Annotated in this window: 22 protein-coding genes and 1 tRNA gene; 13 read left to right on the top strand and 10 right to left on the bottom strand. The window is 59.1% G+C overall.

Going from position 1 to position 17,571, the window contains the following annotated elements; translation table 11 throughout:
* Positions 1-2 precede the first annotated feature (2 nt).
* The 8 genes from rffA to FVE66_RS14290 form a co-directional block, all read right to left on the bottom strand.
* The gene (rffA, locus tag FVE66_RS14255; protein ID WP_151448107.1) at positions 3-1,154 is read right to left on the bottom strand and encodes a dTDP-4-amino-4,6-dideoxygalactose transaminase; all 1,152 of its coding nucleotides are present in this window, start codon (positions 1,152-1,154) and stop codon (positions 3-5) included.
* A 156-nt stretch (positions 1,155-1,310) separates the two neighbouring features.
* The gene (locus FVE66_RS14260; RefSeq protein WP_151448108.1) at positions 1,311-1,928 is read right to left on the bottom strand and encodes a class I SAM-dependent methyltransferase; all 618 of its coding nucleotides are present in this window, start codon (positions 1,926-1,928) and stop codon (positions 1,311-1,313) included.
* Positions 1,928-2,851 carry a class I SAM-dependent methyltransferase gene (locus tag FVE66_RS14265; RefSeq protein ID WP_151448109.1) on the bottom strand — a complete coding sequence of 308 codons (924 nt, stop codon included), beginning with the start codon at positions 2,849-2,851 and terminating at the stop codon, positions 1,928-1,930. The genes FVE66_RS14260 and FVE66_RS14265 overlap by 1 nt, the downstream gene beginning before the upstream one ends.
* Positions 2,844-3,212, bottom strand: coding sequence for a DMT family transporter (locus FVE66_RS14270; protein ID WP_151448110.1), 369 nt, complete (start codon positions 3,210-3,212; stop codon positions 2,844-2,846). Before FVE66_RS14270 ends, FVE66_RS14265 begins: the two co-directional genes overlap by 8 nt.
* Complete coding sequence (gene purN / locus FVE66_RS14275; protein ID WP_151448111.1) at positions 3,209-3,931, bottom strand: phosphoribosylglycinamide formyltransferase; 723 nt, start codon at positions 3,929-3,931, stop codon at positions 3,209-3,211. Before purN ends, FVE66_RS14270 begins: the two co-directional genes overlap by 4 nt.
* On the bottom strand, positions 3,912-4,844 hold the full coding sequence (locus FVE66_RS14280; protein ID WP_151448112.1) for a glycosyltransferase family 2 protein: 933 nt from the start codon (positions 4,842-4,844) through the stop codon (positions 3,912-3,914). Before FVE66_RS14280 ends, purN begins: the two co-directional genes overlap by 20 nt.
* Complete coding sequence (locus FVE66_RS14285) at positions 4,844-5,530, bottom strand: WbqC family protein (protein ID WP_151448113.1); 687 nt, start codon at positions 5,528-5,530, stop codon at positions 4,844-4,846. The genes FVE66_RS14280 and FVE66_RS14285 overlap by 1 nt, the downstream gene beginning before the upstream one ends.
* Positions 5,531-6,254: 724 nt before the next feature.
* A tRNA-Phe gene (locus FVE66_RS14290) sits at positions 6,255-6,324 on the bottom strand.
* Between the two features lie 148 nt (positions 6,325-6,472).
* On the opposite strand from FVE66_RS14290, the gene FVE66_RS14295 reads away from it, so the two are divergent.
* From FVE66_RS14295 to FVE66_RS14315, 5 genes are all read left to right on the top strand, one after another.
* Positions 6,473-7,903, top strand: a complete 1,431-nt coding sequence (locus tag FVE66_RS14295; protein ID WP_151448114.1) for a tyrosine-type recombinase/integrase — start codon at positions 6,473-6,475, stop codon at positions 7,901-7,903.
* A 426-nt stretch (positions 7,904-8,329) separates the two neighbouring features.
* Positions 8,330-8,989: a hypothetical protein gene (locus FVE66_RS14300; protein WP_151448115.1), complete on the top strand. Its 660-nt coding sequence runs from the start codon at positions 8,330-8,332 to the stop codon at positions 8,987-8,989.
* Positions 8,989-9,201 carry a hypothetical protein gene (locus tag FVE66_RS14305; protein ID WP_151448116.1) on the top strand — a complete coding sequence of 71 codons (213 nt, stop codon included), beginning with the start codon at positions 8,989-8,991 and terminating at the stop codon, positions 9,199-9,201. Before FVE66_RS14300 ends, FVE66_RS14305 begins: the two co-directional genes overlap by 1 nt.
* A gap of 112 nt (positions 9,202-9,313) precedes the next feature.
* Positions 9,314-9,802, top strand: coding sequence for a hypothetical protein (locus FVE66_RS14310; protein ID WP_151448117.1), 489 nt, complete (start codon positions 9,314-9,316; stop codon positions 9,800-9,802).
* Between the two features lie 97 nt (positions 9,803-9,899).
* Entirely contained in the window at positions 9,900-10,568 is a 669-nt protein-coding gene (locus FVE66_RS14315) for a hypothetical protein (RefSeq protein WP_151448118.1), read from the top strand.
* A gap of 524 nt (positions 10,569-11,092) precedes the next feature.
* On the opposite strand, the gene FVE66_RS20510 is transcribed toward FVE66_RS14315, so the two are convergent.
* Positions 11,093-11,257, bottom strand: a complete 165-nt coding sequence (locus FVE66_RS20510) for a hypothetical protein (protein WP_241673224.1) — start codon at positions 11,255-11,257, stop codon at positions 11,093-11,095.
* An 83-nt stretch (positions 11,258-11,340) separates the two neighbouring features.
* On the opposite strand from FVE66_RS20510, the gene FVE66_RS14330 reads away from it, so the two are divergent.
* The 8 genes from FVE66_RS14330 (at position 11,341) to FVE66_RS14370 (ending at position 17,050) form a co-directional block, all read left to right on the top strand.
* Complete coding sequence (locus FVE66_RS14330) at positions 11,341-11,610, top strand: hypothetical protein (RefSeq protein ID WP_151448120.1); 270 nt, start codon at positions 11,341-11,343, stop codon at positions 11,608-11,610.
* Positions 11,604-13,304, top strand: a complete 1,701-nt coding sequence (locus FVE66_RS14335; protein ID WP_151448121.1) for a DEAD/DEAH box helicase — start codon at positions 11,604-11,606, stop codon at positions 13,302-13,304. Before FVE66_RS14330 ends, FVE66_RS14335 begins: the two co-directional genes overlap by 7 nt.
* Entirely contained in the window at positions 13,294-14,211 is a 918-nt protein-coding gene (locus FVE66_RS14340; protein ID WP_151448122.1) for a DUF7146 domain-containing protein, read from the top strand. Before FVE66_RS14335 ends, FVE66_RS14340 begins: the two co-directional genes overlap by 11 nt.
* The gene (locus FVE66_RS14345) at positions 14,208-14,462 is read left to right on the top strand and encodes an alanine racemase (RefSeq protein ID WP_151448123.1); all 255 of its coding nucleotides are present in this window, start codon (positions 14,208-14,210) and stop codon (positions 14,460-14,462) included. Before FVE66_RS14340 ends, FVE66_RS14345 begins: the two co-directional genes overlap by 4 nt.
* Positions 14,459-15,184: a hypothetical protein gene (locus FVE66_RS20515; RefSeq protein ID WP_241673225.1), complete on the top strand. Its 726-nt coding sequence runs from the start codon at positions 14,459-14,461 to the stop codon at positions 15,182-15,184. Before FVE66_RS14345 ends, FVE66_RS20515 begins: the two co-directional genes overlap by 4 nt.
* 473 nt (positions 15,185-15,657) lie before the next feature.
* Positions 15,658-16,464 (top strand): hypothetical protein, encoded by an 807-nt coding sequence (locus tag FVE66_RS14360; RefSeq protein WP_151448126.1) that lies wholly within the window; start codon positions 15,658-15,660, stop codon positions 16,462-16,464.
* 8 nt (positions 16,465-16,472) lie between these two features.
* The gene (locus FVE66_RS14365) at positions 16,473-16,691 is read left to right on the top strand and encodes a helix-turn-helix domain-containing protein (protein WP_161993279.1); all 219 of its coding nucleotides are present in this window, start codon (positions 16,473-16,475) and stop codon (positions 16,689-16,691) included.
* Between the two features lie 8 nt (positions 16,692-16,699).
* Entirely contained in the window at positions 16,700-17,050 is a 351-nt protein-coding gene (locus FVE66_RS14370) for a hypothetical protein (RefSeq protein WP_151448128.1), read from the top strand.
* Here FVE66_RS14370 and FVE66_RS14375 read toward each other — a convergent pair whose 3' ends face one another.
* Positions 17,051-17,497, bottom strand: coding sequence for a hypothetical protein (locus tag FVE66_RS14375; protein ID WP_194164393.1), 447 nt, complete (start codon positions 17,495-17,497; stop codon positions 17,051-17,053). It lies immediately after the preceding gene.
* Positions 17,498-17,571 lie beyond the last annotated feature (74 nt).

Consider the following 17,571-nt stretch of genomic DNA (forward strand, 5'->3'; position numbering starts at 1 on the left):
GCTCAGGCTGTCGGCGCTTCCAGCGCCCTGGACAGCGCGTCGACGACGCGGTCCTGCTGGGCTTGCGTCAGGCCTACCCACAGCGGCAGGCGAACCAGCCGTTCGGACTGCATGTCGGTGACACGCATCGAGCCGTGGATCCGCCCGTAGCGCTGACCTGCCGGCGATGAGTGCAGCGGAACATAATGGAAGACCGAATGGATGTCTTCCCGCTTCAACGCCGACAATACCGCCTGCCTGTCGATTCCCGGCGCCAGCAGCACGTAATACATATGGGCATTGTGCTCGCAGCCTTCAGGCACGACGGGACGGCGCAACAAGCCCTTCGATTCCAGGGGCGCCAGCGCGGCGTGATACCGGCTCCAGCTTGCCAGCCGGTTGCTGGTGATGGGCTCGGCGTCTTCCAGTTGCGCCCACAGGAACGCGGCAATCAGTTCGCCGGGCAGGAACGAGGATCCAACCTCCTGCCATGTGTACTTGTCCACCTCGCCCCGGAAGAAGCGGCTGCGGTCGGTGCCCTTCTCGCGGATGATTTCCGCGCGCATGGCGAAAGCGGGATCGTTTACCAGCAGCGCGCCACCCTCGCCAGAGATGACGTTCTTGGTCTCGTGGAAGCTGTACGCCCCAAGGTCGCCTATGCTGCCGAGCGCACGTCCCTTGTAACGCGCCATCACGCCCTGCGCGGCGTCCTCGACGACCTTGAGTCCATGCCGGCGTGCGATGTCCATGATGGCGTCCATCTCGCAGGCGACGCCCGCATAATGCACGGGCACGATTGCCTTCGTGCGCGACGTTATGGCAGCTTCGATCAATCGCTCGTCCAGGTTCAATGTGTCGTCACGGATATCGACGAACACCGGAACCCCGCCACGCAACACGAACGCATTGGCCGTGGAAACGAAAGTGAATGACGGCATGATTACTTCGTCGCCCGGTTGGATGTCGAGCAGCAGGGCCGCCATTTCGAGAGCGGCAGTGCAGGAGTGGGTCAACAACGCCTTTCTGCAGCCGCTATAGTTTTCCAGCCATTGGTGGCAGCGCTTGGTGAACGCGCCGTCCCCGGCCAGCATGTTGCCGAACTTGGCCTCGGCGATGTAATAGAGTTCCTTGCCGGTCATGTGCGGCTGGTTGAACTGGATCTTTTCGTTGCTCATTTGTTGCTCATCTCCAGCCTCCAGTGCTGCATGGTTTTGCCGATACGCGGGCGCAGATGCGTGCATTCATGCGGGTCTCCTGCGTGGCACAAGGCAAGCCGGCCGGCTTGCACATCTTGTGCGGGAAAAATTTTCATTGATCGCATCCGCCGGACATCATGATTTCACGCACTCCATGAAGCAGTGCGTATAGGGAATCCATGCCTGGTGGCGAAGTTCGGCGCTGAAATCACCGAATACCGCGCCAGCCAGCGCTGCATACCCGGTTTTGTTGCGAACGTTCTGGCCGCGGTCATTGCTGACCAGGAAGCGCGAGATCGCATTTTGCGAAGGATCGAGGCAAGGATCCACAGTAAGCAGCCGGCCGCCCGGGCGCAACGCGCTGTGCGCCAGCCGCAGCACGTCAAGCGCCACCTCGTCGTCCAGATGGTGCAGTAGTCCGATTGCCAGCACCACGTCAAATGGGGGAAGGCGATCAAGGTCCTCCATCTGCAGTTGCTTGCAATGGAAATGGCCGCGGTGCCCAAAGCTGCGGCGCGCTTTCCCGATGTAGTCCTCGCTGATGTCGAAGCCCCAATAATTTATATCGGGCAGATAGGCCAGGATGTCGGCCGGTCCGCAACCGACGTCGAGCAAGGCCATGCCGGGAAAGGGGCGGATGTAGCGGGAGACGAAATTTGTCCGGAACTTGCGCGCCCCCATCAGGGACTGGAAGGATGAATAAATGCGTGGATGGGACAGGACCGCTCGCAATCCGCTGGTCGTTTGCGCCATCAGGCCTCCCCCGGCGCGTCAGTTTTCGTGATCGTGCAGTCAATGATGGGTTGGAACAGTGCCGGCACCAGCCCAAGCAAGCGGTGCAGCTGCAAACGGACCATGGCCCCGAGTATGGCGCGCACCGCGCCCGAACGGCGTTCGGCGAAGCGCTGGTCCGACACCACGCGTTCCAGTGTGGACACCAGCATCGCAGGATCAAGCGCCAGGCTGGCGCCGGGAATCCGCCGCACGCTGCGCTTGATCTGCGGAACGGTGATCCAGTTCAGGGACGCCCAGGTCCCAGCCGGATCGGTCACTCGCTGGCTGTTGAATATGCGCTTGCGCATGGCTTTCTCGGTCAGATTCTTCGAAAAGAAGGTTGGGATGTTGAAGTGGGGCTCGTACGGGAACAGGTAGTTCGGGCATGTGAAGCGATACCGCCCGCCAGCCCTCAGGCTCGTCATGACGTTGGCAATCACCTGCGCAACGTCGTCCACATGCTCCATCACATTGATGGAGAAGGCGTAATCATAACGGCTCACGACATCCAGACGCTCTGCGGGAAAGTCCAGCAATGCAGGCACGCAGCCCTGGCTGCGCGCGTGGTCCATCACGATCTGGCGCATGCGGTCGAAATGCGAAAACCCGGAGCCGGTCGGTTCGAGCGCCGTGACCTCGAAGCCTTCCCTGAGCAGCTGGCAGCTGAGCAAAAGCCCGCCTGCGCCCACTTCAAGCACGCGCGCTCCGCGCGGTAAGCTGGCGATGTCGGCTGCGATGTAAGAGCGCCCGAACAGAGCCTCGCCCGAATAGGTGTCGAACAGGGGCAGTAGATCGGCAGCAATGCCGGCAAAGAGTGATCGCACCTGAGCCAGCCATTGCTCCATGTCGATGGCCGGACAGCTCGCAATAGAGCGTTGCTCGATGATCGGCGCCTCATCCATCGGCGTTCATGCCAAGAATGATTCCGCCGAGGATCAACGCAACGGCGAGAAGCTTGGTGACGGTAATGGCTTCGGCCAGGAAAATCCAGCCGCTGACCATGACCATGACGAAGGTGACGCCGATATAAACCGGAAAGGCGATGGTGAGCGGGAGTTTGCTGACGACGTAAAGCCAGGCAAAGGACGCAAGCAGTGCGGCGGCATAGGCGGACAGGATGACCGGATCCGATGCGAAGTTGAGCAGCCGGGAAGCGAAGCTGGCGCCCGCAGCATCGTTTTCGATGCCCGATCGCCATTTGACCATGACCTGGCTGTAGGTGACCAGCAATGCAATTGGCAGGATCGCGAGGTAGTTCTTCATGCTTGTCCGGGCCCGGCAATATCCGTCGCGGCGATCGCTTGCCAGAATTTTTCGTCGGACAGCACTTCGCCGGGCAGGCTGACCGCGGCGCTGAAGCAGCACATGCGCTGCATCAGTTGCAAGCTCGATCCGGGGAATGCCGGCCAGCCGTTCAGGCGAACCGCAATGGCCATGAGCAGCGCGATGCAGCCGCAGCGAAAAACCAGGTTCATCAAGGCGTCGAAATCTTCGTCGCCCGGACTTGTAGGGATGACCGCTTGCACGACCGGCCGGCCGCCGTCAACGGTTTCATCGACCAGATGCACCGTCACGCCAGTGAAGCGTGCGCCGTATGCCAGTGCAGCCTGCACCGGCCGCACGCCGATTTCCCCGCCGAACGCGGGTAACAGTGAGTAGTGAAGGTTGATCAGCCGGCCGCGGTATTTTTCGACCACGGATGGATGCAGGATCTTGTGCACCGTTGTGATGACGAGATCGGGTTCATGCTCGTCCAGCGCAGCGAGCAACGAGCGCTGGCCGTCGTCCCTGAACGCGATGCTCCGGTTGGCGATGCCGACGGATGTGGCGAACGCATTCGCAGGGCAATCGCGGTCCGTCAGGACGGCCACGATCTGCGCATCGGCTATCAATCCAAGTTCGATCGCCTTGTGGACGAAACGCAGGTTTCCGCCGCCGCCGGAACAAAGGAATACGATGCGCTTAATCCTGGCGATTTCCATAGACCCTCTTCACGACGGTGTAGGGACGCCGCTTGGCCTCCGAATAAATCTTCGACAGATAGATGCCGATGACGCCCATGAACGACACGATCAAGCCGCCTAGCAGCCATACGGAAGCCACCACGGAAGTCCAGCCCTCCACCGGCGTGGACAGGAAGAACCAGTTGAGCACCAGGAAGGCGATATAGCAGCATGCCAGCGCGAGGATGACCAAGCCAACATAGAAGATGGCGACCAGCGGCAGGTTGCTGAATGACGTGACGGAGTTGACTAACAGTGAAACCCTGCGGCGCATCGTATAGGTGGATTCGCTGGTATCAAGCTTGTGCACGGTCTGCGCGCGCTGGTCAAAACCTGTAATGAACCAGAGCCCGGCCATGAACACTTCGCGCTCGTCGTGCAGGAGCAAGGCATCGACATACTGGCGCGTCATCAGCCTGGCGGTCACCACATTCGCAGGCAGTGGCAGGCCCGAAAGCGCTGCGATCAGCTTCCAGAACAGGTAGCCGCTGCACCGCTCGAACCATCCGCCTTTGCGCGTGCCCTGCACGCCGTAGACCACGTCGCATGACTCGCGGTCCATCTGCTCTGCGAAACTGGTCAGGTATTCGGGCGCTTCTTCGAGATCGCTGTCGATCAGGAATATCCGTTCCCCGCGGGCGTGGTCGAGGCCCGTCATCATCGCCTTGTGGTGGCCGAAATTGCGCGACAGGTCTACCACCACCAAGTGCGGGTCGCGCCCCGCTAGCTCGACAGCCAGTTGCAGGCTGTTGTCCGGCGAGCCGTCGTTGACAAGGACGATCTCGTATTCGCCTTCGCCGACCAATTTGCGCGCGGCCGCGCTTGCCCGCTCGTGGAACTCACGGACGTACGCGGCTGACCGGTACAGCGTGGCAACAATGGATAGCTTCATCAGCTGACATACCTCATGTAACGGGGCGATTGCTTGCCGCAATTGAAAAGCAGGTCGAGGATGCTGACCTGGTGGGTGTACGTTCCCCACAGTTGCCGGTACGCCGGATAGCCGGCGTAATCGAACCAGGAAAGCGTGATGCCCGCATCGGCGAACGCATGCTCATCAATGTAATCCCTGGCCGACGGACCCGAAATGTATTCACTTCCTCCTGCCTGCCGGCACAGGTTGACCAGTCGCGCAGTCTTGCCGTCGTCGCCAGGTTCGTAATCCCAGGAGCTGGTAACCGCGGTCCTGATGCCGAGATAATCGCAGATCCCCTTGATGAAGCGGCGATTCATCTGCGACAGGTGGGTGTAGGCATTTTCCAGGTACATGGGCTCAAGCCAGGATGCGACTTCCGCGAAGTACGGCGCACGCGCATAGTTGGCTTTCAAGGACTTCCAATGCTTCTCCTGCCAGCCGCCAGCCAGGGTGACGTCCCGTATGCGCCGGCCGATATCCTGCCCGACCGGGACCGTCAGCCACTGCACGCCTTGCGGCGTCTTGATCTGGTTGCGGTTGCGCCAATCGTTTTTCGTGTACTGCACGTCGTCGTAGAGTATGAATTCATCCACCGCGGCGATCATGTCGAAATAGCCCTTCCAGGGGATATAGTTGGACTGAAGGATTGCTACCTTTTTCAAGCACTGTCTCCGAGGACTTTCTGCCGGGATGGAATCATCTGGGTGGCGCGCCGGTCACGCTTGCTTCATAAGGTGCGGGCGCTCCGCGACCGGCAGGCATGCTGGCATTCGGAGGAATTCCCCCTCCACCCGGTCGACCGCAATGATACGTTATAACAAGGCTCTGTCTGCTGCCGGCACCGTCATTGACCCTATGAGACCCGGACCGGCAGGTCATGGACCTTTGTGAGGGCGGAACGGGCTGCCGATGCTGCAAAGCGTTGGCCCGACCGGGATGCGATGCAGAACGCCGACGCGCAGGGCGTCGCGCATGATCCCGGCTGGACCATGGCGGGGCTCAAGTACCACTATGAGTGCGGCACATCACAGCGTCAGGCACGAAACCAGCGATGCTGATTCCGGGCTCGCCACGACGAAGGGCGACCATTCGCTCGAAAGCTACGTCCTCGGGAATGACCGCTACCAGATTGAAATGCTGGGGAACCTTTGCAAGGTGCCGGCGACCGGTGCTCTCGTCGCGGTGACTTGGCCCAACACCAAAGACGGGACATGTTTTCCGGCGCGGGTGTTAGCGATCGTGCCTCCGGGCCGGTTGTCACCGGCCCGGAGGCAGAAGAAGGTGTTGGCCCGCTCTCGGTATGAAGCTGGCTGGACGCCAGGACAGTTGACCCCAGAAACAAAAACGCCAACCCGTGAAGGTTGGCGTTTTTGTAAGGAATATCCTTGGTGGCCCGGGGCGGAATCGAACCACCGACACAAGGATTTTCAATCCTTGGATAATGCCATTTCTTGCCGTTGATTTCAGTCGCTAATTCTCATGTAATCAATAAAAAACAACCACTTAGGTAAATAAAGTCCTTGTGTTGCGTTGATGCATGTTGACGAATATACTCCAAACTTGATTACATGGCGATTACATGGAAGTCAGAAACGGGGTAATTGATGGCAAAAGCGAAACTAACGGCTGGCCGGGTTGGCGAGTTCCAATGCGAGCCAGGGAAGGGGCAATCCTTTCTTTGGGACACCGACGCGCCGGGATTGGGTGTTCGTGCAACACAGACCCGGAGAGATGGTGGCAAGGACAAGGTCCCCAAGTCCTATGTCTTCCAAGCCAGATTGGACGGGCAAGTAATGCGAATCACGATTGGTTCGCCCGATGTATGGAGCATTGACGCCGCCCGGCAGGAAGCCCGCCGCCTAAAAATGCTCATAGATACCGGCCAAGACCCGCGCCAAGTGAAAGTGGACGCGATGGCCGCAAAGCAGGCCGCCCGGGATGCGAGAGAGGCGGAAGCCGACGCCCGACGCTTGCAGGCATTCCGTGAGTCCGTGACGCTGGGCGATGTTTGGCCGAAGTACATGGAGGACCGTTCAGCGCTTTGGTCCTCCCTTCACCACCGCGACCACCTGCGAATCATTCAAGCCGGGGGCGAGCAGCGAAAGCGAAGCCCGAAGCTGACCGAGCCGGGACCGCTTGCATCACTGGCAGGGGTGCGCTTGGTCGACCTGAGCACCGAGCGCGTAGAGGCTTGGGCGAAGGTAGAAGCCAAAGCCCGACCGACCCGCGCCCGCCTTGCATTGCGCCTGCTGAAAGCCTGCCTTTTCTGGTGCGCCTCGCACAACGACTACACGGGCATCTGCAATGCGACCGCGGCACAAAGCAAGAAAGCCCGCGAGAGCTTGGGCAAGTCCAAAAAGAAGAACGACGTTTTACAGCGCGAGCAGTTACCCGCGTGGTTTGCTGCTGTCCGACAAATTAGCAATCCCGTCATTAACGCCTACCTGCAATGCTTGCTGCTGACTGGCGCCCGTCGTGAGGAACTGGCCGCGCTCAAGTGGGAGGACGTGGATTTCCAATGGCGAAGCCTGAAGCTGAACGACAAGGTAGAGGATTTCCGCATGGTGCCGATGACTCCATATGTCGCGCACTTGCTGATGAACCTTAAGCGCATCAACGAGACACCGCCCAGCGTACGGGCATTGCGGAAGTGCGAAACCAATGGGGAAACATGGAAGCCCTCGCAGTGGGTTTTTAGCAGCCCCACCGCAGCATCTGGCCGCTTGACCGAGCCGAGCATAGCCCACCGCAAAGCCTGCGCCGTGGCAGGACTTGATATGTCGCTTCATGGCCTGCGCCGAAGTTTTGCGACGTTGAGCGAGTGGACCGAAACCCCTGCTGGTATCGCTGCGCAAATTCAGGGGCACGCACCCCAAGGCGTGCGCGAACAGAACTACATCCGCCGCCCTTTGGACCTGCTGCGCATGTGGCACGTCAAGATTGAAGGGTGGATGCTGGAGCAGGGCGGAATTGATTTCAAGCCAGCACAGCAAGCGCGATCTGCGCTGCGCGTTATCGACGCCGCGGCATTGTAGAAAGCCATCTGCATGGATGGCGAAAATCAGAAATTGAGTAATATTTATAGAATTTTGTACTCTTTACGGTAATTCTGGTATATTGATTACCGTTGACTAACGCGTACGCGAAGGAGGCACATGACCCCTGAGGAGTTTCGAGCCGCGCTTCAGTCACTAGGTTGGAAGCAGTCGGATTTTTGCCGGATGGCGGACGTTGACAAGAACACGCCAAGCCGGTGGCTTAACGGCACGACGCCGATCCCCGGATGGGCAGCTAAGTTCTTGGAGATGGCGCAGGAGATCAAGCGGCTCGCGAGGATGATAGAGCCGCCACGGAAAGAAGATTGACCGTCGCCTGACGGTACTCAGGCAAGCGGCGGAACAGAGTGTTACTAGCACACTGCCCCGCCTGACCAAGAGCACTACTTATGAGGAGTAGCAACCATGGCTGCAGTCGATTCTACAGAAACACCGGCCGGCAACGTGCCGACGACGAACCAGGAGCGCACGCTCCTGCGAGCATTCCGCCTCCTTAACGACCACCAACGGGAGGTAATTTTCCGCTTCACCATGTCGGAGGCGGGGTTTGAAGAGGAAGATTACGCACCAAGACCGCTCGCGTATTCACTGCGTCACCCCGCTGCGGAAGCGGCCCAAGCGGGTCGCAACGCAGCTTCCGGCTGGGACGCGGACGGTGGAATAGATTCCGGCGTCCATCGTCTGCGGTCCTTGATGAACTTCGAGCGGGATGTCATTAAATCCACCGCTGACGATGCCTGTGCTATCCCTCAGTGGCTTGCCTTCCTGGATGCATACGACAAGCGATGCCCAAGCAATGCTATCAACATGGACGATAGGCGAGGCCGTCGTTTCGGATGGACATTATGTTCACTTTGCGATGCACTTGACTCGCTGGATGCAATGACTTCGAAGTTTCCTCAAGAAGAGCCCTTATCGGACGGCGAGATTGACGCGGAGGTCGCTGTGAAGGGCGTACTTCAGATCGTCAGGCCTATGACATCCCTGATGCACGCCATGCTCGTCAACGAGGAGGCCGGTTGTGAATATCCCGGTCTGCTGTCGAAATTGCAGGAGGCCGCATAATGACCGCGTCAATAGCCGCGGCAGCGGAAGACCTGGATGCGACCCACGAGGTAATTATGGGTCTGTTTCAGTCGCTCGACCTGGTCACCAATGAAGTTGCGAAGAATGACGCCAGAATCACGGCACTCACTTGCGCAATGCACCACTACCTGGCTGGCATGGCTGAAATAATAGAGAAGGTTCGAGCCATCGCATCGGAGGAGTCAGCGTGATGGGGACCCGTACAGAGGCGGCGCGGCCATTTTTCAAGTCATCCGCGGAAGGACCTTCGCGTCAATCGCGTTCATTAAGGTTTGTCGTTAACAACAATCAGCGAGGCGCGCAGTGACGTTCCCACTTCGCGTCGAGCGATATGAGACCAGAGACCGCAGCTACGGTGTCTGGCATCGCGTCAAATCGATTGTCCGGTTCCTTGGTCAAGGCCAAGCGGCAAAACTCACGATGGCGGACCTCGATAGCGTGCTGTTCACTGAGTACAATTACCCGGACAAGAGCCCACTCTGCCTGATTGAAGTCGCTATGGACATAGGGCAGGAAAAGCCGACCGGCGTCATTCGTAATCTCGCGCGCATGGCCAACCTCCCCGCGTTTGTCGTGCTTTACACTCACGCCAACCGTCCCAATCCAGCCAATGCCAATTGGCCAGACATCGCAGCCTTCCGGGTGCAGCGTGTGTGGCCACGTCCGGAGGCGGGTTGGCGTACCCTGACCCCCGGCGAATGGGCCACAGCGCTTGTTCAGATAAGGGAGTGGCAACTCAAGCGGTTTAGCGGCCGAGAGGCGGCCAACGATCCCTACTATCAAGGCGAATGACAGAACAGATTTGCCATGCCTACCGCGACGGCGGGAAAACCAGGCTCCCTTACCTGGCCGGCATGGCTCCTCACTGTAAGGGGCGTCGAGGGCGCATATGAAAAACGCTGCAAGCTATGATCAAGACATTGACTGGGATTTCTGGCGCCTCTTGGATGCCGTAAGAGTTTGGGAGGCGGGGTTTCTGACGTGTGGCCTGGACCCTCATAAGCGTTCTCCGGACTGCCGGGACTTTGACGACTTCATCGACTCGCATCTTGACCTCAAGAAGAGGCTCTTGCTCTTGAAGGCCAATCTGCACAAGCGCGAGTACTTCAAGCCCAATGTCAACAACATGGGCGACAGCAACTTGAGCAAAGTCTCTCTCGCAGAAGTCGCTGAATGGGCAAGGCAAGTTGGAATCGCAATCCCTGATCAGTTGGCGGCCTTTGCCAAGTCAAATGCCAAGAAGGCTGACCTCATAGTGTCGGACAATCCCGACTCGAGCGACGAGCCAAGAGCCGACAAGAAATTGCCTTGGGAAGCGCAAGCTCGCATAGAAGCGGCCCGGATATATTTGGAGGCGCGAGCGCTGGGCTACACCTTGGCCAAAGAATCGATCTCTGAGAAGGTCGCTGAGGAACTTCAACTAAAAGGCATAGAGAGCCCGCGAGGAGGTCCGCTTACGGCGGGAAACATCTTGCGCATGGCATTGCAGGGCGGCTGGAAGCTGCCGAAATATAGCCCGACAAGTGCCGGGAAAACCGGGATAACCGGGAAACAGTAAAAAGTATTGAATCGGGAAAGGCGGGAATCGCCTCAAACCTAATAACGGCGCGGCTTTGCGGCTCGCGCCGTTATTTTTTTGTCGGCTTGTTTCCCGGTTTTCCTGACTGTCAGATGGCTTCTTGTTGGATCAACACAGGAGCCTGATGATGCAGACACTTCAACAGCTAAGAACCGCCGTCTCTACAGAGGTCGCAGCCAAGGCGCTGAACCGCCAGCCACAGACCTTGCGCAAGTGGGCCTGCTTGGAAAACGGGCCTATCCGGCCAATCCGAATCAACGGCCGGCTTGCTTGGCCGCTCGAGGAGTTGGCCCGCCTCCTGAACGGAGGTGAAAATGCCTAATCCCACAAAAGCAAACGCCTCCCGAGAGGGAGGCGCTAATGTCACAGAGCTTGGCGGCGGCGTGACAGGGCAAAGAAAAGTTCTTAGGTGTGGCGTGCATCGTACCAGCAAACTGCGCCGAGAACTACAGGCCCACGGCCTGGCACTTCGCGACACTACCGGTGCAACCCAATGCCAAACACTACTTCGCGTCCTCGAATACCTCGGTGATCGGGGGATAAACACACCCGAAGGTGTGGCGTGTGGCTTTTACCGTATTGCCACGCGCGTCCAGGAGTTGGAAGCCGATGGTTGGCTCATTGCCTCTTACCGCGAACGGCTGTTGGGCGCGGATGGCTTGGTTCATGTCGGAATCGCCAGATACGTGCTCATTGGACGCAGGGCTGACTCCACCAGCCCGCAGCTCTCCTTCGAGTTGGGGGGTGCGGCATGAAATTCCTCAAGGTCAAAAACTGGGAACAGTTCCAGCACTACAAAAAGCGCAGCCCGCCCTGGATCAAGCTGCATCGAACCCTTTTGGATGATTACGAGTTCTGCGGTCTCCCGGATGCGGCAAAAGGCCACCTCCTGCTGTTGTGGCTCTATGCAAGTCAGCATGCGGGCAAAGTGCCGTTCGATGTTGCATTCCTTGAGCGGAAACTTTCTTGTACAAACATCGATCTTGATGCGCTTGTCGCTGCGGGGTTCCTCGTATGCTAGCCATTGAGACGATCATAAGCTGCACGCATGTTGCTAGCACGTTGCAAGCAACTGAGCTCGCACAAGATGCGAGCGTCCTGCAAGCCACTGAGGTGACTCTAAGAAGAGGAGAGGTTAACGTCAAAACCCCTCGCTTCGCATCGCAAAGCAACCCCACAAAAGCCCCAAGCCAAGGTAAGACTCTTTTAACCGACTTAGTGCTGCGCCCATATCAAGCGCTCGCGGTCCAAAACCTCAGGTCAACCTTGGCTGAGGGGCACAGCCGGGTTCTGCTGAACTCGCCCACTGGGTCCGGCAAGACCGAAATCGGGATGGCTCTGGTCAAGGGCGCCCGACTCAAGCGCAAGCGGATTGCCTTCCTGTGTAACCGGGTTCACTTGGTCATGCAAACGTCGCGGCGCTTCAGCAAGTCCGGCATCGAGCACGGAATCATCCAGGGAGCGAATACACGGCAGGTCTACGAGGACGTGCTTGTCGCGTCGATTCAGACAGTGGCGCGCCGGGGACTGCCGGACGTGGATCTGCTGATCATCGATGAGGCGCACACGGTCGCAGGCTCGAAGGACTACCGGCAAGTCATCGCAGCGGCTAAATGCCCGGTCATCGGGTTGTCCGCGACGCCTTACGCCCGCGGCTTAGGCAAGCATTACGCCGAGCTGTCCGGTGCCCTGTTCGAACGAATGGTTATTGCAGCGACGATTCCTGAGTTGATCGCCGACGGCTACTTGGTCGATTGCGACATCTACGCGCCATCCGAGCCGGACATGACCGGGATTAAGCAATCCCGCAATGCCTGGGGCGAAATGGACTACTCGGAAACGGATGTCGGTCGGGCTGTCGACAAACCCGAGCTGGTGGGCGACATCGTTTCGCACTGGTTGCGCCTGGCGAACGACACACCTACGGTCTGCTTTGCGTCGAACATTGCGCACAGCAAGCACATCGTTGATCGGTTCTGCGGCGCCGGCGTTCGGGCCGAGCATATCGACTGCCACACCGAGGATGCCGAGCGGGAAGCGATCCTGCGCCGTGTCGAAAGCGGGGAGACGCGGGTTGTCTCCAATGTCGGCATCCTGTGCGAGGGCTGGGATTTTCCCGCTTGCTGCACGCTGATTCTGGCTCGCCCGACCCGCTCACTGATCCGCTACATCCAGATGGCAGGGAGGGTTTTGCGCCCGCATGAAACCAAGTCCAGGGCGCTGATTCTGGATCACTCAGGCACGGTCGCCCGGCTCGGCTTCCCAACTGACGAGTTTCCGCTCGAACTTGACGATGGGACGTCGAAGCAAAAGGCTGGCGGGGACAAGTCAGAACCAGCGCTGCCGAAAGCCTGCCCATCTTGCGCATACGTCAAGCCGGCCCGCGTTCACAAATGCCCTGTCTGCGGTTTCGCGCCTACAGTCCGGGCAAACGTCGAAGTGATCGACGGCGACCTGGTCCTGCTGAAAAAAGGCAAGAAGCCCTCGAAGATGGACAAGCAGGCGTTTTATTCGCAGCTGCTTGCCATTGCGGCGAGCAAGGGGTACCGCGACGGCTGGATCTCGCACAAGTATCGCGAATATTTCGGCGTATGGCCTCGGGGGCTAGAGGACGTGGCAATGGAGCCGACACCCGAGGTGCATGGCTTCTTGAGGCATTTGCAGATCAGACACGCCAAGACTTCCAAGACCAGCGAGGCCAGCCATGCTGCATAGGCCAAACACGGCTAGGGAAGCCATCGGACGCTGGCCGGGCATCTTGCAAGCGCTTGGCATAGACGAGAAGCATCTGCGCAATAAGCATGGACCTTGTCCGCACTGCGGCGGCAAGGATCGGTTCCGGTTCGATGACAAGGATGGGCGTGGAACCTGGTTCTGCTCGCAGTGCGGCAGCGGGGACGGCTTTGCCCTTCTCCGCAACCTGCACGGATGGGAGTTCAGCAAGGCGGCCAAAGAGGTCGATGCCGTCCTTGGGACGATCCAGGCTGGGCCGGTCAAGGCGGAGCGCTCGGAGGAAAGCAAGCTCAAGGCGCTGCGCAATGTGTGGAGTCAAAGCCGGGCAGTAACGCGCGGGGACCCAGTGTGGCGATACCTGAACGCCCGGGTCGGCATTGAGGACGTTCCTGCCGACTTACGCTTCCACCCGGCGCTGCGATACCGGGACAACGATGGCAAAGATCTGGGCGTCTTTCCCGCGATGGTGGCCAGATTGCGTGATCCAGCCGGCAATGGCGTTTCGATCCATCGAACCTACCTAACGGACGCCGGAACAAAGGCGCCGGTCGGCCAGGTGAAGAAGATTATGCCCGGCAAGCCCCTAAATCAGGCCGCTGTGAGGCTTTCGGATGTCGGCACACATCTGGGCATCGCCGAGGGCATTGAAACGGCGTTAGCGGCGTTTTCCCGGTTCGGCGTCCCAACTTGGGCAGCGACCACGGCGCAACTGCTGGAGGATTGGGTTCCCCCGGCCGGCGTCGAGCGCGTACTGATTGCCGGCGACAACGACAACAGCTTTACCGGGCAGGCGGCGGCATTCGCTCTGGCCAAGCGCCTCACACTGGCTGGGCTGACAGTCGAAGTGCGCATTCCGGAATCTGACGGGAAGGATTGGGCCGACCGATGAACGTTTCCCGCCAATTCCTCAAGGACTTTGCCTACATCGCCAACCGCTACGGCTGGACTCCGGAGGACGTGGAGCAGGCAAAGGCCGACACCCGCGCGAACCCCGGCCTCGTCAACTACTGGACTGTTCTGGCCGATGCGCACCGCAACGGCTACGAGCAGACCGCTGAAAACAGATTTATTCGGCTGACTGACTGGTGCAGACAAAACGGCCTCGCCGATCCCTTTAGCAACGAGGAGGCAATGCAATGAGCAAATCAGATCGAGTTATGTCACGCCTAAAAAAGTCAGACAGGCCGTCTGCAGATGAGCCGGCCAAACCAGGCAAGCCCGTTATCCAACTGCAGGCGGGAGAGGGGGAAACCAAAGGGGCCGCGTTTTCCCGGTACCTAATCGAGCCGAACATCAACGCGGTCGACACCATGCACGTCTTCCAGCCACTTTCCGATCAAAGCGACTCGAACGGCATGCTCGGGGAGTTCCAGCGGATCGCCGACCAAGTGAAAGCCGGAGACCTTTCCCGGCCGGAGGAGATTTTGTCGTGCCACGCCATCGTGCTGGACAACATGTTTCATAGCTTGGCTAGGCGAGCGGCTGCAAATATGGGCAAATATCCACCTGCGGCCGACATGTACATGCGCATGGCTCTGAAGGCGCAAAGCCAGTGCCGAACCACCGTAGAGGCGCTGGGTGATCTGAAGCACCCGAAGTCCGCCACCTTTATTCGACAGGCCAACATCGCAAGCCAGCAGCAGGTGAATAACGGCAGCGAGCCGATGCCATCACCTCCCCGCGCGGAGGAAAAAGACGTGACCTCAACGAACGAACTTTTAATGGAGAGCCGCAGTGCGACATTGGACTCTGGAGGAGCGGGAGCGACAAGCGGAGTTGATACGGGACTGGAAGCCGTGGGAAAAATCGACCGGTCCGGCAACGCCGCAAGGAAAGGCAGCCGCAGCAATGAACGCCACTAAGCACGGCCAACGGTCGGCAGCAGTCGTCAGCGAGATGAAAGAGTTTCGGCGGCTGCTCAAGTCGCTAAAGGTCTACGAGGTGTGAATTGCGCATATCCGCCATCCACCAAATCCTGCAACAGCTCGACTGCATAGACGGAGATCCGTCCGTGCTGCAGCAGGTGCGGGAGGTTGTTCTGCGGGTGGGCGCTGACCACGGCATGAGGCTGGTCGACCGCGGGGAACGCATTGCGCACGCCAGGCGACTCCTGGACTTGAAAGTGTCCAGGGCGACAGCCAGGGAGCGGCTTATGGCCCGTTTCGAAATCTCCAGAAGCGAAGCTTACCGAGTGCTGGGAGAGGCGCTGCAACTGTCCCAAAACTCGCAGGAAATTGGGACAACCGATGCCCAAAATGAGAGGCGTGAAGGTTCGCTTCATAGTTAGGACTTACGATTGACCACACGGCATTAGCCGCTTTCAGGAGGAATGCAGATGGGAGCAAAAAGCTCAGCCCCGCCCCCGCCCGACTACGCCGGGGCAGCGAAGGAAACCGCATCCGGCAATCTGGATATGGCCCGCCTCGGCACGAAGGCGAACCGGGTGGACTACAACACGCCATACGGGAACCTGAACTACTCGCAAGACCCGAACGATCAGGACATGTGGTCGGCCAACGTCAATTTCTCGCCTGAACAGCAGCAGCTATTCGACCAGCAGAACAAGTCAAGCCTCGGCCTGGCAGGTTTGCAGGATCAAGCTGTTGGCAGGGTCGCGGATGCACAGTCCAACCCGTTCGACTTCGGCAGCGTGCAGGATGTGCAGGACAAGGCGTACCAGTCCTACACCTCGCGCCTTGATCCGCAATGGCAGCAGCGCGAAGGGCAGATGCAGGCGCAACTTGCCAATCAGGGCATCGCACCGGGCACTGAGGCATACGCCAACGCCTCGCGCGACTTCAACAATGGCCGCAATGACGCCTACCAGCAAGCCAACGTCGCCGCGATCAATACCGCGCCGCAGACCATGCAGATTGCTTCGTCTATTCGCAATCAGCCCCTCAATGAGCTGAACGCGTTGCGGACGGGCTCTCAGGTGACGAACCCGACATTCTCCAGCGTCCCCCAGCAGGCCACCACTGCAGGCCCGGACATGTTGGGCGCAGCGCAGGCCGGGTACAACGCCCAACTTGGCGCGACCAATGCGGCGAATATGGCATCAAGCAATATGTTTGGTGGCCTCATGGGGCTTGGTGGAATGCTGGGCGGCTCGGCGATCAACAAGGGGTTGATTAAATGGTAGGAGGGACCATGGACGAATTGAAGGCAGCAAAGGCTCAGTCTGCGGAAACCAAGCTGCGGACTGGTGCGCTTCTCGATATTCAAGAGGTAGCGGCGAAGCTGGACGTTTCGCATTCAACTGTCCACCGGCTGCCCCTGCCCTCGATCCGCATTGGCAAGCAGCTGCGGTTCGATCCCAAGGACGTGCAACGGCTCATCGAGGCGGGGCGCGAGCCTATAGCGGCTTAGGGTGAATCATGGACGACACAGGTAAGGACAAGCGCATCAAAGATCTGGAGGATCAGGTGCAAGAGTTGCGCAGGAACGTAGAAGGCATGGCGCACAGCATTTGGACGGAGGCAGGCGCAGCGAAGGTCTGTCAGACCGCCGTCGCAGTACTGCTTAACGCCTTGAGGGCTAATCCCTTTGTGGCGCAGGCGTTGCGGGAAAGTTTGGACGGGGCGGATGAGCAACTGCGCTCCATGAATTGGACGCCACCAGTTCCTTATCTGGACAGCTTTGCGCAGGCTAGGCAGTTCATTCTTTCCGAGGCTGGCCAGCCCTGCTTATCCGAGCAGGGCCGACCGCCTGGCGTGACGCTCCAATAGTCAGTTCCCGGACGGCTTCGTCGTTTCCGTCGCCGGGGCGACGGCCTTCACCATGTTCGGATCGGCGGGGGCTGCTGCAGTCGTAGTCGCGCCAGCAATGCACTTCTTCTGAATCGACACCTGATCCAAGGCGTTGTATTCGCCCTTCAGCCGAGCATATTCCGCCTCCTGCTCTTTCGTCCCGCCCAAGAAGAATAGGGCCGGGAAGAACAGAATCGCACCAGCGGTGGCAACCATGTTGTCATTCTCGCGATTCTTGTCCAGCTTGCCGGTCATTTCATTGACGCGGTTAGAAACGCGGATCATCTCCAGCCGGATTTGCTCGCAGTCGTAGTTCGCGTACTGCATGGGGGAGACATTGGTGGCAACAATGTCCTTTGAGGCGGTGGAGCATCCTGCGAGCATGGCCACAATCAGGGTGGCACTGGCACTACGCTTGAAACGCATTTTCTAGCCTCCGTCCAGTTGGAAGGCCCTTAGTCTGCGCCAAGCATTGCAAAAGGGCAATGTGCTGCCAAAGC

This window comes from Lacisediminimonas profundi, from assembly GCF_008831265.1.
GTDB classification, from domain to species: Bacteria; Pseudomonadota; Gammaproteobacteria; order Burkholderiales; family Burkholderiaceae_D; genus Lacisediminimonas; species Lacisediminimonas profundi.